The sequence below is a fragment of the Advenella incenata genome (assembly GCF_004217095.1).
Classification (GTDB): domain Bacteria; phylum Pseudomonadota; class Gammaproteobacteria; order Burkholderiales; family Burkholderiaceae_B; genus Advenella; species Advenella incenata.
The window spans coordinates 567,046-583,136 of record NZ_SHKO01000003.1 but is presented as its reverse complement, the minus strand read 5'-3'; the positions used below and the strand labels follow the sequence as shown (position 1 = coordinate 583,136).

Genomic DNA, 16,091 nt, shown 5'->3' with positions numbered 1-16,091 from the left:
TTATTTCCCTGCCTTGAGCTCGGCCCACAAGCGGGTCTGCAGGCGGGCAATTTTCATCGGCTGGGCTTTGATCACAAACAGGGTCTTGGCCACGTCGGCTTCCGGGTAGATCATGGGATTGTCGGCAATTTCCTTGTTGACGAACTCGCGTGCCGCCTTGTTGGCATTGGGATAGAACATATTGTTGGTAATGGCCGCATGCACCTTGGGCTCTTCAATGTAATTGATGAACGCCATGGCGTTTTCCGGATGGGGTGCGTCCTTGGGCACGGCCATGGTGTCAAACCATGCGGGCGCCCCGCCAGCCGGGATGTAGTAATCGATCACGTAATCTTTCTTGGCTTCCTTGGCGCGACTGGCTGCGATCATGACATCGCCGGAAAAGCCATACACCATGCACAGGTCGCCCGAAGCCAGTTCGTCGATATAACCCGATGAACTGAACTGGCGGATATAAGGCCGGATTTTTTTCAGAACGTCCAGGGCCGCCTGGTAATCTTCGGGCTTGTCGCTATTGGGATCCTTGCCCAGATAGTGCAAGACCGCAGGAAATACCTGCGCGGCCTCATCCAGAATGGAAATACCACATGACTGCAGTTTTTTAGCATTTTCCGGATCGAACAGCGTTTCCCATTTGCCCAGTTCCGCGCCATCACCCAGGGCTGCTTTGGCCTTGGTCACGTTCAGGCCGATACCGTTGGTCCCATAGCCCCAGGGCACCAGATACTGATTACCCGGATCGACCTGCGCAACCAGCTCCATGATGGCCGGGTCAAGATTTTTCCAGTTTGGTATTTTTGATTTGTCCAGTTTCTGGAACAGACCACCTGCGATCTGGCGCGAGGCATAATGGGTTGAAGGCACAACCACGTCATAACCGGACTTTCCGGTAAGCAGCTTGGCCTGCAGAATGTCGTTGGTATCATAGGTGTCGTAGCGCACCTTGATACCGGTTTGCTTTTCGAAACCCGGAATCGTGTCCGGCGCGCTGTATTCAGCCCAATTGTAGACATTGAGCACCTTTTCTTCGGCAGCATGAACAACACTTGCGGTGCAGGCCAGGGACAGCGCGAGAACAAGGCGACGGACAGAGGACGGTTTCATTGCGGATTCCCCAAATCAGGTTAGAAAAAAAGAGAAATAATAAAGGCATTTTTCGCCGGGGTCACCGATTTTTTCAGCTTTGCTGATATTGCTGTTGCAGCTGTCCCGAAAAAATGACGCCCTGCTCTCCAAGCAGCTTTTGCAGCGAACGGCCAAGGCGTTCAAGCGACTGCTCGCGCAGCGCCCTGGTCATGGTACGGCGCGTTGACTTATCGAAGTCGATCAGCCAGATTTTCTGCGTATCATCCACCAGAATATTGTGGGCGTTCAGATCCGCGTGATAGACATTGGCATCATGCAACTGACGAATGGCCGCGCTCACAGGCTCGACCAGCTTAATACTGGCCGGCCCTGCCTGAGCGATTGCCTGCGCCAGTGACACAGTATTGTGCAGTCTCTCGGTCATGATGGCAGCACGGTAAGTAACGCCGCGTCGCTGATAGGAAGCGGCCATGGCTCGCGGCACCGGCAGCCCCTGGGCATGCAGCTCGTTCAGAAGCGCAAACTCGGCAAACGAACGGGTGGTTTCCTCCGACACCCATAAATAGCGCTCGTCTACAAACCGACTGATCAGGCCGCCACGATGATAGTGACGCAACACGGCCTCGCCCCAGGGCGTGCAAAGATACCAGGCGGTATTGCGCCCCCCATCCGAAACCTTGGTCGCTTTCGCGCCCCAGGTCCGGGGCGTGAAAATTTCAATGCGGGCCGGAATGGGAAAATCGGGGTGAACACGGATGCCATGATGCATCTGGCGATTCGGCCGGTGGGTGCTATGAAAATCCGGATCAGCCATCTTTGTTCCGCATCCAGTCGGCCACGCCAAAGAACGAGTGCAGCAAATGCTCCTGCAGCGGTGCCGGTACATTGCAATCGATCATGGCGCGCCCCATGCAGGCAACCCATTCGTCCCGTTCCTGAATGCCAATGGCAAACGGCAGGTGCCGGGCCCGCAACATCGGATGGCCGAATTTTTCAATGTATCGGTCGGGGCCACCCAAATAGCCGCTCAGAAACAGGAACAGCTTTTCGCGTGCGTGTTCGAGCGAGTCCCCATGGACAGCGCGCAGGGCCTTGAAGTCATCTTCAATGTCCATCAGATCATAGAAGCGTTCCACCAGGGCATGCAAACCGGCCTGGCCGCCAATCTGGTCATAAAAGGTCGTTGTGGTGTCCAGGTTTTCCACGATATTCAATAGTCTTGCCATTAGTCGGCACTCCGTAAAATGAGCAGCGGGGGCGTATTTTTTACAGCACGCAAGGCCATTTTACCCCCGACCCACGACGCGATGATCCCCAGTATGATTCCGCTTATCCATGGCATGATACCGGTGCGCAGCGTGATGTCAAACACCTGCACGGCCAGCAACTGCGCGATCAGTATTGCAAACGCTGCAGCCAGCGTTCCCGACACCAGGCCAATGACGATCAGTTCGCTGCGCTGAGCCTGATCCAGCTGCTGCGAAGTGGCGCCCATGGCCCGTAGCAGGCTCGCTTCGTACATCCGTTCATCCTGGGTAGAAAGAAACGCAGTGCTGAGCACGACAACGCCGGCGGCCAGAGTAAAGACAAAAAGAAACTGCACCGCCGCCGCCACGCTATCGAGAATGGTCTGTAACTGGCGCAAGATACCGGATACATCAAATACCGTGATGTTCGGAAATTGACTGACCACTTCCTGGGTAAATGCGGCCTGCTGTTCCGGCAAATGAAAAGCCGTAATCCAGGTCGCCGGCTTATCCTGCAATACGGCAGGCGAGAGAATGGCAAAAAAATTGACTTGCATGGAGTCCCATTTTACGGTTCTCAGACTGGTCACCCTGGCGCTCACCAATTCGCCCGCCACATCGAAGGTCACTTGGTCATTCAGTTTGACACCAAGCTGGCCGGCAATATCGTCTTCGAACGAGACTTCAGCGGCATCGGGATCCAGCCAGCGGCCGCTGGCGATACGGTTGCTGGGCGGCAACTGGCTCAGCCAGGACAGGTTAAATTCTCGCTCGGCCAGCCGCTGGGTGCGTTCGGACTCATAAGCCGACGGGTCCACGTCCTTGTCGCCAATGCGAACCAGACGCCCTCGCACCATGGGGTCAAGCAGGGGCTCGCCCAGTCCGGCTTTGGCGAACATGTCACCCAGCGCAGGTTTCTGATCCTGCTGAATATTGATCAGGAAACGGTTCGGCGCATCGGGAGGCAAGTTGTTCTGCCAGGCCGCCAGCAGATCAGTGCGCAGCAAGCCCAGCAGCAGGATAATCATGATGCCCAGCGTCAGCGCACATATCTGCACAACCGTCATACCGCGCCGGTTCACCAGGCCGGCCAAAGCAAAACGCAGGACCGGCCGAGACACCAGCCGGTGACGCAGTTGCGCCAGCAGGCGCAGGATGGCCCAGGTGATGGCCGCGCACACCAGCATGGCCCCGATGAAACCGGCGGCGCTGATCAAGGCCAGTGTGGTGTTGCCGGTATGCAGCAACAGCAAACCGACCCAGATGACAATACCGACCGCAATGGCAATCAATGGCCGACCGGCACCGACGTCCAGCTCGCGCCGCAGCGCCTTCAATGGCGGCACCCGCGACAGATGCATCACCGGTATCACGGAAAACCCGAAGGCCAGTACCCAGCCGGTCACCAGGCCCGCCACGCCCGGCACCCACGAAACGGCAGGCAAGGTCGCCGGAATCAGGCCAGCCAGAAAATACATCAACACATAATGCAGCGCCAGGCCCAGCACGACACCCGCAATGGAGGCAAACGTGGCGATCAGCAAAAACTCAATCGCGACCAGCTTCAGGATGGTTCCCTGGGTGGCGCCCAGGCTGCGCATGACGGCAAGCCCGTCCTGGTGGCGCGCAGAAAACCGGCGCGCCGCAAGGGCTATGGCCACGCTGGCGATCATCACGCTCAGAACCGAAACCAGAGACAGGAATTGTTCAGCACGATCGAGCGAGGCCCGGATTTCGGGTCGAGCCGAATCGGTGCCGATGATCTGACGCCCCTTGGCCGGCCGGGCAGTCAGCCAGGTACGCATTTGAGCGACTGCCTCGGCATCGCCCGCCATCAGCAGGGTTTCCTTGACCCGGCTGCCCGGCACCAGCAGCCCGGTAGCCTGCATGTCCGCTTCGTTCATCATCAGGCGCGGCGCAATATTCACAAAGGCCACATTGCGATCGGGCTCATTTTCAATGATTGCCGATACCTTCAGTGTTTTCATGCCCACGCGCAACTGTGCGTCTGGCGCTGCCTGCAACTGGGCCAGCAATGCCGGATCCACCCACACCGTGCCTGCCGGCGGAATACTCTGTACAGTCTGTCGGGTCTGGCTTTTGGCGCTATCGCCCGCGCCTTGTAGCGTGACCGTTCCCTTTAGCGGATACCCCTCTGAGACCACTTTGATGGAGGCCAGCCTGGACTGCTTGTCAAACGTCACCATGGAAGGAAACTGCCAAGTCTTGGCCGTTTGCAACTGCGTCGCGTGGGCCTGTTCGACCACCTCCGGCTCGATAGGTGTATCTGACTCGAACAACAGATCTGCTCCCAGCACCTGGCCGGCGTTGTCATTCAGACCCGAAGAGACGCGATCGGCCAGAAAACCCACGCTGCAGACTGCAGTGACCGCCACCACCAGGGCCAGCGCCAGCAGACGCAACTCCCCCGACAGCCAGTCGCGGCGAAACAGGCGCCATGCCATTTGCCATATTGCCAAGGGACCCAAATTGTTCTCCTGAATGAAGGGATTTATTTCAGTAGCAGCAATGCCACTGTCAGATACAGGACGCCGGCAAAGATGAGTTTGAGCGTACGTTCTGGCAGATAAAAGGCCAGCCGCACGCCCTGACGGATCATCAGCATCCCGCCCAGAGACAAGGCAATGCCCACCGTCCAGTCAGTATTGCCGTGCCACGAATAGGTAATGAGCGCCACCAGTGTACCGGGAAGTATCATGGACAGTGCCATCGCCTGTGCCGATGTCTGCCGAAACCGATAGACTACCGTCATGACCGGCACCAGGATGAGCGAGCCGCCCACGCCGAACAGACCGCCAATCACGCCCGAGATAGAACCCAGTATGACATATTGTATGAAGCCCATGGGCCGGGAAGGGCCCGCCGCGGCCGCTTCGCGTTTTTTACCCTGGCGCAGGGTCTGCCACACATAAAACGTAGCCACCGAGCCCAGGAAAAGCGCGAACAGATTACGCAGCACAACGGGACTCATGTCCTGCGCCACCAGCGCGGCCAGATGCGTTGCCACGACGTTGGCGGCCACTCCGATGGCCACGCTGCGAAAATCAATGGGCGAGCGCTTGTGGTAATTGCGCAGTGTGAGCACCACATTGGACGCTATCATGAGCAGAGCCGTGCCCTGGGCCAGTTGCTGCGGCATGGAAAAAACCAGCGCGAGCATCGGAATGGCAATCAACCCGCCGCCGATACCGACAATAGCGCCCACAAACCCAATGGCTGCACCCAGCGAAACAAACAACAGCAGATTCAGATACCAATCCATGCTTTCTCAATTTAAAACGATCCAGGCCGGTAGCAATACGGTTACCGCCTCTGAAATATTCATGTCAAATACAACCGGGCTACTCTGTGCGCGCCGCCGCCCGCACCCGGATTGTGTACTAAGTGCCTGCACCCGCTGCCGATACTAAAAAACCAGCAGCCGGCCGCCAGCTTCATCGCGAAAGGGCGCCCGATGCGCTTGCCGCCTGCCGTTTGCCTGCGGATTGCCAAAAAGACGCCGATTATCCGCCGCCAGCAGCGCCCTGCTTCGCGCGCCTTGCCTGCCCCGCTCTTGATCTCGAGTTTGCCATCGATCAGGAGCGTGCGCCTGCCGTGGCGATCGCGCAGATCAAAGCCGTGGCTAGCGGATCAGTTCCAGCACTTCATCCAGGCGCGAGACAGCCTTGATTTCCAGTCCTTCTATCGACTGTCTGGGCGCGTTGTGCTTGGGAATCAGCGCCAGGCTGAAACCCAGCTTGGCCGCTTCGCGCAGCCGCTCCTGCCCGCGCGGTGCCGGACGCACTTCACCGGCCAGCCCCACTTCGCCAAAGGCAATCAGCCCTTTGGGCAAAGGCTTGTTGCGTAGCGAAGAGAGTATGGCCAGCAGCACGGGCAAATCGGTTGCGGTTTCGGTGATACGGACCCCGCCTACTGCATTGACAAAAACGTCCTGATCGTAGGTCGCCACGCCCGCGTGACGGTTCAGTACCGCCAGCAGCATGGCCAGGCGGCTGCCGTCAACGCCCAGCGTCAGGCGTCGTGGATTGGGAACATGTGCCGTGTCGACCAGCGCCTGAATCTCAACCAGCAGCGGTCGGCTGCCCTCCTGGGTAGCGACCACGCAGGAGCCGGGCACATTGTCGCTATGCTGCGACAAAAACAGGGCCGAAGGGTTGCTCACGCCTTTGAGGCCCTTGTCTGTCATGGCGAACACGCCCAGTTCGTTCACCGCACCGTAGCGGTTTTTGAAGGCGCGAATCAGACGATAGGACGAATCTGTTTCTCCTTCGAAATACAGGACCGTATCAACAATATGCTCCAGAACACGCGGGCCGGCCAGTGTGCCGTCCTTGGTCACATGGCCGATCATGACCATGGCAACGCCGGTCTGCTTGGCAATGCGGGTCAATTGCGCGGCGCATTCGCGCACCTGGGAAACCGATCCCGGAGCGGATGACAATTCTGCGGAATACAAGGTTTGTATGGAATCGATAACGGCAACGGCAGGCTTGTACTGTTGCAACACAGCCTGAATGCTTTCAAGCTGGATTTCCGCCACCAGTTGCACGGCGCCGGTGGCCAAATCCAGGCGCTTGGCGCGCAGGGCAACCTGCTCTGCAGATTCTTCGCCGGTAATATACAGCACCTGCGTGCGCAGCGAGAGCGATGCCAGCGCCTGCAGCAACAGCGTTGACTTGCCGATACCCGGATCGCCGCCGATCAGCACCACACCACCGGGCACCAGCCCGCCACCGAGCACCCGGTCAAATTCGGACAACCCTGTCGGCTGCCTGGGTGTGTCGCGCGCTTCGATATCGGCCAGGTTCCTGACTGGCGCCGCTTCGGCCAGATGGGCGTAACGATTGGGCGTGGCCGGCGCGCTACCCCGCTCTATGGTTTCCACCATGGTGTTCCATGCCTGGCAATGCGGACATTGTCCCTGCCACTTGGCGCTGACGCCGCCGCACTCCTGACACACATACACCGTTTTTGCTTTTGCCATACTGCGCCTGATTCCCACTGCCCTGCAAGGGCTGTCATTAATTGAATAAACTGCTTGTTGAAGAAACTGCTTGTGCAGCCACGTTACCGTCGGTGAAATGAATGATAAATACGGCTGCTCGCAGCACGCTTGATCGTGCTGTCGGAACAGGTCGCGAACCGCCCCCACGGCGGTCTTTAGCCAGGATCCTTGAAATAAACACCAACGCAGCCATTGAGGGTTGACGCCGTTGCCGACGCGCCCGTGACAAGGCCACAATGCACGTGCATGACGACCCTTATAGCGATGCGCCGCCGTCAACGCCCAGATTCTGGCCGGTAATATAGGCAGCCTCGTCGGAGAGCAAAAAGGCCACGGCGGCCGCGACTTCTTCCGGACGTCCAAGGCGCTTCATGGGCACGCGCGTGAGCAGTTGCTTTTCTTCCTCACTGCCAGCCGGCTGCCCCTTGCGGAAAAATTCGGTTTCAATGGGACCGGGTGAAATGGCATTGACGGTTATTCCATACTCAGCCAGTTCCAGGGCCCAAGTTTTGGTACAGCCGATCAAGGCTGCCTTCGAGGCCGAATAGCTGGTACGCCCTGCCTTGCCGCCTGCCGCACGACTGGCGATGTTGACAATCCGCCCCTCGCGCCGTACTTTCATTGACTCGACAAATGCCTGTGTCACCTGTACGGCCGCACGCAAATTGACATCATACGATTGATACAGAGAAGACAAATTGATTTCGCCCAGATTTTCCGCCAGCACGATACCCGCATTGTTGACCACGGCATCTATCGGATATTTCTCGCGTATCATGCGCAGCATTTCTTCGGTATGGCCGGCATCATTCAAATCACATTGATACAGAAAACCAGGGAAATCAATATCACTGACCTGTCGGGCAATCCCGACCACATGGGCACCGGCATCGCTCAAACGACGGGTAATGGCCCAGCCAATACCCTTGGTGGCACCAGTTACAAGGACACACTTATTTTTCAACGGATTCTCCTGAGTATTGAACATGGACCGGAACGCGTTGCGCCAGTGCGCATAGCAGTTCGTAGGCAATTGTACCCGCGGCTGCGGCCACCTCGTCGATATGCGGGCCCTCATTGCCCCAGAGGGTTACCCAGTCACCCACAGCAGCATCGGGTATCGGGTCCAGATCAACGGTGAGCATGTCCATGGACACGCGCCCCGCCAGCTGGGTGGCAACGCCATTGACCCATGCCGGCGTACCTGACGGCGCGCTGCGCGGATACCCATCGGCATAGCCGCAGGCCACCACGCCAATGCGCATATCGCGCGCAGCGGTATAGGTTGACCCGTAACCCACGCTCTGCCCCTGCTTCACATGCTGGATGGACAGCAAACGCGCCTGCAGCGTCATGGTCTGACGCAGCCCAAACTCTTCGCCAGTGGTATTGGCAAAAGGCGAAGAGCCATACAGGCAGATGCCGGGACGGACCCAGTTGTCTGCCGCGCTGACAGCAAGCTGTGGGTACCGCAATACGGCAGCCGAGTTGCACAGACTGATGCTGCCCTGGCATTGGCCTACCGTCTCGCGAAAGACCGTTGCCGGCACATCGACCGCACCTTGTGCACCGTCGGCATCGGCAAAATGCGTCATGAATCCAATGCGTCCCACCTTACCCTGCTGCTGCAAGGCCAGCAGCTCCTGATGCACTCGGTCAAATTGCTGTGGCGCAAAGCCCAGCCGGTTCATGCCCGTATTGATTTTCAGAAAGACGTCCAGTGGACCGGCCAGGGTGCTGGCCTGCAGCATGCGGATCTGCTCGGGATGATGAATAGTGCTGACCACTCGGTTCTTCTGCAGTTCCGGCAGATCGCGCGTCTCGAAAAACCCTTCGAGCATCAGCAGCGGCCCCTGCCAGCCGGCCTCGCGGGCACGTACCGTTTCCTGCAGATCCAGCATGGCCAGGCCGTCGGCCTGCGCAAAACCGCCAATGGCCGTTTCCAGCCCGTGGCCATAGGCATTGGCCTTGATAACGGCCCAGATATGCGTCGCGCCCATTGGCGCCGGTTGCATACCGTCCGTCGCGGACGCCGGGGCTTGCCGGGCATTGTCAAGGTATTGCCGGATCACGCTCAAATTGTGAGACATGGCCTGCTGTGATATCACTGCCCGGATGGGACGCGGCATGGTGTGGCTCCAGTAGTCGATTTCATCGTACTTGAATGATCAGCGTAAATTATAATCATTGCGTCACCACATTAGCGCGTATTCATGTCCGTCGATCATTATGAGAACTTCCCGGTAGCATCCATACTGCTGCCCCGGCGCCTGCGATCTGCAGTAACGGCCATTTATGCCTTTGCCCGACGCGCCGACGATATTGCCGACGAAGGCCAGGCCAGCGCCCTGGACCGTCTGACCCAGCTCGATGCCTTTGACCAGGCCGTGGTTCAGATGCAGTCCAGTCATTTTTCAGCCACGCATTTCGAAAACGTGCCCCAGTCCCTTTTTCTTGCCCTGCAGCGCGAAATGCACCTGCACCAGTTGCCGGTCACGCCCCTGCGTGATCTGCTGGTAGCGTTTCGCCAGGACGTGCGACACCAGCCGTTTCAGAACGACACGGATCTGCTCGATTACTGCCGCTACTCTGCCAATCCGGTAGGCCGGTTGATGCTGCATCTGTACCGCGTGACAGACCAGGCGTCGCTGCTGCTATCGGATCATATCTGCAGCGCCCTGCAACTGATTAACTTCTGGCAGGATATTGCGATAGATACCCAACGCCGTCGCTATTACCTGCCGGCTGACCGGCTGGCAGCCTACGGCATGAGCCATGCGGACCTTGATAACCGGCAACTGAATCCGCGCTGGCCGCAGTTAATGCAGGAAAACACCGCATTTGCACGTAAAATACTGCTTGCCGGTGCGCCGCTGTGTTCACGACTGCATGGCCGGCCAGGCCTGGAGTTGCGTATGATCGTCCAGGGTGGCATGCGCATACTGGAAAAAATTGACGCCGTTGCGGGCGACGTCTTTGATCACCGACCAACACTGAACAAAAAAGACTGGGCCCTGATTGTATGGCGCAGCGTACGAAATAATTATTATGACACCTGACCAATATTGCCAAGAGAAAGCGGCGCGTAGCGGCTCGAGCTTTTACTACGCCTTTCTGTTTCTTCCTGCGCAGCAGCGCCGGGCCATTACGGCCGTGTATGCATTCTGCCGGGAGGTGGACGATGTTGTCGATGAATGTACCGATCCCTCAGTTGCCCGCATCAAGCTGGCCTGGTGGAGCAAGGAAATAAACAGTCTGTTCGAGGGCCGGGCCGAACACCCGGTGGCGCAGGCGCTGCAACCGCACCTGAGCCCTTTCGGGCTGCGCGAGGAACAGTTCCAGGCCATTATCGACGGCATGCAAATGGATCTGGACCAGACCCGCTATATGGATTGGCCTGGCCTGCGCAAGTATTGCTGGCATGTGGCCGGCGTCGTGGGTCAGCTGTCGGCGCAGATTTTTACCTACCAGAACAGCGATACCCTGGCCTACGCCGAAAAACTCGGTCTGGCATTGCAAATGACCAACATCATTCGCGACGTCGGCGACGATGCCCGGCGTGGACGCATCTATCTGCCGATTGATGACCTGCAAAAAAATAACGTCAAGGCGGCCGACATTCTGAACAACAAGGAATCCGACGATTTTCGCAAGCTGATGGCCTTTCAGACTGCCCGCGCACGCCAGTTGTACCAGGAAGCCGCTGAACTGTTGCACGAGCAGGACCGCCGCGCACAACGCCCCGGGCTGATGATGGCGGCCATCTATTACACCCTGCTGTGTGAAATTGAAAAAGATGGCTGGCCGGTGCTGACCAGCCGCATTTCCCTGACGCCGCTGCGCAAGTTGATGATCGCCTGGAAAATCTGGGTGGGCGGCGGCAAGGGATTCATCCGAAAAATGCGAAAGCTGGATGTCGCTCAAGGCTGACCACGTCCGACCACGCGTTGCCGTCGTGGGTGCTGGCTGGGCGGGCCTGGCTGCCGCCTTCACCTTGAAGCGCGCGGGCTGGGACACCGAGGTATTCGAACAATCACCGATACTTGGCGGGCGCGCCCGCAAGGCGGTGATTGCGCGCCGCGGTCTGGTACTTGATAATGGCCAGCACCTGATGCTGGGCGCCTACCGCCACATTCTTGAGCTCATGCGAGACATTGGTGTCGATGCCAACCATGCCCTGCTGCGGCTGCCGCTGCAACTGAGCACGCTGGACGGCGCGTTGCATCTGGCGGTCAATCCGGCACACCCGGGACCGCTGCGACTGCCCCTGGCGCTGCTTCACATGAAAGGACTGAGCATCGGCCAGAAATACATTCTGTTCCGAACGCTATTGCAACTGCAATTGACTGGGTGGCGCATGACACCCGATGCCACCGTCCTGGCCTGGCTGCAAAAACAGCGCCAGCCGAGCACACTGATCCGCCTATTCTGGGAACCCTTGTGCATTGCCACGCTCAACACGCCGATTGACAATGCTTCAATGGCGCTCTTTGCCGTCGTGCTCAGGGACAGCCTGGCCGCCGGTGCTGATGCCAGCGACCTGATCCTGCCGCGCGTCGATCTGAGCGCCCTGTGGCCTGAAGTACTGGCGCCACAGCTGATGATTCATGCCAACACACCGGTGCATGGCTTGAGTGCCGTGCCAGGCGGGTACCAGTTGCACACGGGCAACCGGTCGCCCAGGCAACTGCGCCAGACGCCGGATAACCGTGATACCGCGCATGACCAAGGCCAGGAAGTCAAGGCCGTTTTCGACGCCGTGATCCTGGCCACACCGGCGCGCATGAGCCACCGCCTGCTGTCTCGGCTCATGCCCGGCCAGGCCGACAACCTGAGCGACACAGCGATAACAGACGATCATGCGCAGCACGCCCGACGCGACAGTGATGATCAGCACCAGGCAGCGTTGGCAGAAAAAGCTGCGCTCCTGGCGCAGTTAAATGCCTTCCAATACCACGCGATTGCCACATTGACCGTGTTTCTGGCGCAAGCCTTTCCCCTGCCCGGCTGTATGTATATGCTGAAGGAAAATCGCCAGGCCGGGCACGACGGGCAGTGGCTGTTCAATCGCAGCCAGTTCATGCACCCCGACGCTGCCATCGGATCGATGGACACAGCGTCCGCCGGCGCGGCAACGCCGGACAACGCCAATGACCGCTTTGCCCATGCAATTTCAATTGTAATTAGCCATGCAGACCATCTGATCGGCACGGACCGGGACAGTGTTGCCAATGCGATACTCTCCCAGGTTCGCGACCAGTTGCCCACCGGCGTTACGCTGCCGCCCGTCACGGGTTTCGAACTGATCATGGAAAAGAGAGCGACGTTTGCTGCCACTCCCGGGCTGGCTCGGCCCGACAGGGTGACACCCTGGCCTGGCCTGTTCCTGGCCGGCGACTGGACCGACACCGGCTACCCGGGCGTACTCGAAGGTGCAGTCATCAGTGGGCTGGCTGCAGCACAGGCAGCACAGGCACTATTGGCCAGCAAAAGCACCAACGCAACCCGTTGATGCTGGCTGCTCACCCTGCGCCGTCGCCCAATGGCACAGATGCAGACAGATCCCGGCTACTATTATTGGTTGCTATTGGCTTCTGGCGCCGCTTATAAACCAACCTATCGGAATGCTACGTACGTCTTATGATTTGGTTTCCTGCGGCCGAATCACCCCTGCAGGCATCGTATTGCCCGTCACTGGCCTGGGTGCGACAAGCAAAGGTACGAAACGATAAAGGTACAGCCCGAACGCAACAATCCATGCCGTTGCCGACAGATGCAACATAGGCAGGGCGACAGCAGGAATCACCAAGGCGACCAGGCGCGCTACGGTCGCGATGAAGACCAGAATATAACTGCTGACCATCAGGCGATCTGCCTTCAGGGCGCGACCCGTATGACCCAGCGCTGTGCGCGTTATCATGCCGATGATCATGATGGAGAATCCACCCATGGCAATAACATGCACATATGCCGCCTGCCGCGCCAGCAATGGAGGGCGCCATCCAATGAAATAGCAGGCGGCCAGCAGCAGGCCGATGCCCATGAAAAACCAGGCAAGATACAGCACCCACAACAATGGCACGCGAACCACGGCTAGCGGCTTCCATTGGACCAACTGATATAGGGCAATGGCACCCGCAACCGCCGCTCCCCCGGCAAGCACGTAATCTTGTTGCAGGACAACGGCCAGGATTGCCACCATGCAGGCAACAAGCTGCACCCGGCCAGAGCGTTCATGCCCAGGAAGGTCCAGACCGGCAATGGCCCGGGTGGCAAAAAACGGAATGACCCGTCGCGCGATGAGCAAGGTAATAAATACCATGCAAAGTATGCCAATGCGCAAAACCTCGGTCAGCAGCATCGCCCTGCCCTGCGCAACCGCCAGCAGGTACAACACGTTGCTTAGTCCCAGCACCAGCACGGCCCATGGCAGGATGTAGTTGCGTTTATTCCTCGCTTTGAAAATCACCCGCCAGAGCGCCACGGCTGCAATCAGATAAAACAGCGTATCACTCACCGTACCCAGCACGAATGCAGCCTGCCCCGGCATTAAAAATGCCAGCCGCGCCACCAGCCAGCATAGCGCCAGCACGCCCAGTGCGGCCCCCTTCAGAGGATTATTACCCGTCCAGGTGGCGCTGGCCGTGGTCAGGAAACCAACGGCGATGGTGGCGACAAAGCCCCACAATATTTCATGCGCATGCCACCAAACGCCGCCTAATTGTCCCTTCAACAAATGCGGCGTAAAAACCCAGATGGCAATTGAAATAAGCGCCCAGGCAGCGCCGCATATATACAAAGGACGAAACCCGAGAGACAGAAATGCGGAAAGAGAAAATCGCAGTTGCGCAGGTGTGGATGCATGCATGATGTGCCTTGCCAGTCATAGCAAATAATATGCATATTATATACATATTTTATAAAAAAGCCGATTTGCTCATCCGCATGTGTTTGTTCCAAGTCAAGTGCGCAATGCAGATACGTCGCCCAAACGCCGCTGTGGGCCGGCCGCGAACAGGTATGCGGCTCCAGCCTTTACATCGAATGCGAATGACAAGGCAAGGCGCGCGGCACGCAATTATTGCCACCACCATACATCGGTCATCGATCGTTTCGTACACAGGCCATCGCCTGTCAAGGTCCATAAAAAAAAAAGGTCGACCCATCGGATCGACCTTTCGTTATGCAACAAGGATGACTACATTTCAATCGCTATCTTTCGATGGCTATATTTCAATCGCTATAAATTCAATTGTCACCAGCCCCGCCATGTCTGATCAGATCAGTGCCCGCGCCTTGATGTAGTCGCGTATGGCTTCCATATCATTATCCATAATGACCACCTTCTGCGGCAAATCGGCCAGCGATTTCAGATGTTCTGGAACAGGTGCCTCCTGGCCAGTAGCCTCCAGGATGGTTTCGCCAAACTTGGCTGGCAGTGCGGTCTCCAGAACCAACATCGGAATGCCCTCTTCCACAAATGCCTGGGCCACTTTTACGCCGTCGGCCGTGTGCGGATCAATCAGAATGCCTGCGTCCTCTTTCACCCGGCGGATCGTCTCCAGGCGATCGGCGTGCGTGCTGCTGCCGCCGACAAAACCAAACTCTTCGGTAAAGCGCGCTTTTTCTGCTGATAGATCAAATGCCCCTTCCTGTCCCAGTTTTTTCCAGGTTGCCGACAGCCGCTTGGCATCCCTACCCAGCAGATCAAATACAAAGCGCTCGAAATTGGAAGCTTTGGAAATATCCATGGACGGGCTGGACGTGGCAAGGGTTTCGGCGCTGACGCGCGGACGATAAACTCCCGTACGGAAGAACTCTTCCAGCACATTGTTCTCGTTGGTTGCCAAAACCAGGCGATGAATGGGAAGTCCCATCCGACGGGCGAAATGGCCGGATAAAATATTCCCGAAGTTGCCCGAAGGCACTGTGAACGATACCTTGTGGCCGGAAACGTCGGTGCCGGCACTGACCGCCGCGTCGGTACTGCGCAGCCATGCCCAGAAGTAATACACAATCTGTGCGCAGATACGAGCCCAGTTGATGGAATTGACGGCACCCAAATGGTAACTGGTCTTGAACGAGACATCGCCGGCCAATGCCTTGACGATATCCTGGCAGTCATCGAATACGCCTTTGACCGAGATATTATGAATATTCTCATCCATCAGCGAATACATCTGGGCACGCTGGAAGGCGCTCATGCGGCCATGCGGCGAGAGCATGAAGACAGAAACACCCAGCTTGCCGCGCATGGCATATTCGGCCGCCGAACCGGTATCGCCCGAAGTGGCGCCCAGAATATTCAGCTTGCGACCTTCACGCGCCAGCACAAACTCAAAAACCTGCCCCAGAAACTGCATGGCCAGGTCCTTGAACGCCAGCGTGGGTCCTTCGGACAGGCCTACCAGCGTCATTGACTTGCCCAGCGGTTTAAGCGGCACAATCTCGCTGCCTGAGAAAACCGATTCGTTATAGGCCGCCTTGCAGATGCGTTCCAGGTCGGTGCGCGAAATATCGTCAATGTACAGGCTCAATATTTCCGTGGCCAGCTCCGCATAAGAGAGCGAACGCCACAGCTCGAGCTGCTTGGCACTGACCGAAGGAATGCTCTCGGGTACCGCAAGGCCCCCGTCGCGCGCCAGTCCTTCGAGAAGGATTTCGGAAAATGAAACCGGGCTCATGCCGCCACGGGTTGAAATGTATTTCATTATTGCTCCGTTATTCCGGCA

General features: G+C 57.9%; 13 protein-coding genes. 3 read left to right on the top strand and 10 right to left on the bottom strand.

Annotated features, from left to right (window positions below):
* From EV681_RS18850 to alr, 8 genes are all read right to left on the bottom strand, one after another.
* A complete protein-coding gene (locus tag EV681_RS18850; RefSeq protein WP_165393123.1) occupies positions 1-1,104 on the bottom strand; it encodes a polyamine ABC transporter substrate-binding protein in 1,104 nt (367 codons plus the stop codon).
* A gap of 73 nt (positions 1,105-1,177) precedes the next feature.
* Positions 1,178-1,900, bottom strand: coding sequence for a 3-deoxy-D-manno-octulosonic acid kinase (locus EV681_RS18845; RefSeq protein ID WP_165393122.1), 723 nt, complete (start codon positions 1,898-1,900; stop codon positions 1,178-1,180).
* A complete protein-coding gene (locus EV681_RS18840) occupies positions 1,893-2,312 on the bottom strand; it encodes a group II truncated hemoglobin (RefSeq protein ID WP_128394607.1) in 420 nt (139 codons plus the stop codon). Before EV681_RS18840 ends, EV681_RS18845 begins: the two co-directional genes overlap by 8 nt.
* A complete protein-coding gene (locus EV681_RS18835) occupies positions 2,312-4,813 on the bottom strand; it encodes an ABC transporter permease (protein WP_128394608.1) in 2,502 nt (833 codons plus the stop codon). Before EV681_RS18835 ends, EV681_RS18840 begins: the two co-directional genes overlap by 1 nt.
* A gap of 32 nt (positions 4,814-4,845) precedes the next feature.
* Positions 4,846-5,616 carry a sulfite exporter TauE/SafE family protein gene (locus EV681_RS18830; RefSeq protein ID WP_128394609.1) on the bottom strand — a complete coding sequence of 257 codons (771 nt, stop codon included), beginning with the start codon at positions 5,614-5,616 and terminating at the stop codon, positions 4,846-4,848.
* 360 nt (positions 5,617-5,976) lie between these two features.
* The gene (gene radA, locus EV681_RS18825) at positions 5,977-7,338 is read right to left on the bottom strand and encodes a DNA repair protein RadA (RefSeq protein WP_130304843.1); all 1,362 of its coding nucleotides are present in this window, start codon (positions 7,336-7,338) and stop codon (positions 5,977-5,979) included.
* Positions 7,339-7,615: 277 nt separating this feature from the next.
* The gene (locus tag EV681_RS18820; RefSeq protein WP_130304842.1) at positions 7,616-8,323 is read right to left on the bottom strand and encodes an SDR family oxidoreductase; all 708 of its coding nucleotides are present in this window, start codon (positions 8,321-8,323) and stop codon (positions 7,616-7,618) included.
* Positions 8,313-9,488, bottom strand: coding sequence for an alanine racemase (gene alr / locus EV681_RS18815; RefSeq protein WP_130304841.1), 1,176 nt, complete (start codon positions 9,486-9,488; stop codon positions 8,313-8,315). The genes EV681_RS18820 and alr overlap by 11 nt, the downstream gene beginning before the upstream one ends.
* A gap of 84 nt (positions 9,489-9,572) precedes the next feature.
* Here alr and hpnC point away from each other — a divergent pair, with 84 nt between their 5' ends.
* The 3 genes from hpnC to EV681_RS18800 are packed head-to-tail and all read left to right on the top strand — an operon-like array spanning position 9,573 to position 12,871.
* Positions 9,573-10,418 carry a squalene synthase HpnC gene (gene hpnC / locus EV681_RS18810; protein WP_128394613.1) on the top strand — a complete coding sequence of 282 codons (846 nt, stop codon included), beginning with the start codon at positions 9,573-9,575 and terminating at the stop codon, positions 10,416-10,418.
* Complete coding sequence (gene hpnD, locus EV681_RS18805) at positions 10,408-11,289, top strand: presqualene diphosphate synthase HpnD (RefSeq protein WP_128394614.1); 882 nt, start codon at positions 10,408-10,410, stop codon at positions 11,287-11,289. Before hpnC ends, hpnD begins: the two co-directional genes overlap by 11 nt.
* On the top strand, positions 11,273-12,871 hold the full coding sequence (locus EV681_RS18800) for a hydroxysqualene dehydroxylase (RefSeq protein WP_130304840.1): 1,599 nt from the start codon (positions 11,273-11,275) through the stop codon (positions 12,869-12,871). The genes hpnD and EV681_RS18800 overlap by 17 nt, the downstream gene beginning before the upstream one ends.
* A gap of 126 nt (positions 12,872-12,997) precedes the next feature.
* Here EV681_RS18800 and EV681_RS18795 read toward each other — a convergent pair whose 3' ends face one another.
* Positions 12,998-14,227, bottom strand: a complete 1,230-nt coding sequence (locus EV681_RS18795) for an NnrS family protein (RefSeq protein ID WP_130304839.1) — start codon at positions 14,225-14,227, stop codon at positions 12,998-13,000.
* A 409-nt stretch (positions 14,228-14,636) separates the two neighbouring features.
* Positions 14,637-16,070: a threonine synthase gene (gene thrC, locus EV681_RS18790; protein WP_130304838.1), complete on the bottom strand. Its 1,434-nt coding sequence runs from the start codon at positions 16,068-16,070 to the stop codon at positions 14,637-14,639.
* Between the last annotated feature and the right edge of the window lie 21 nt (positions 16,071-16,091).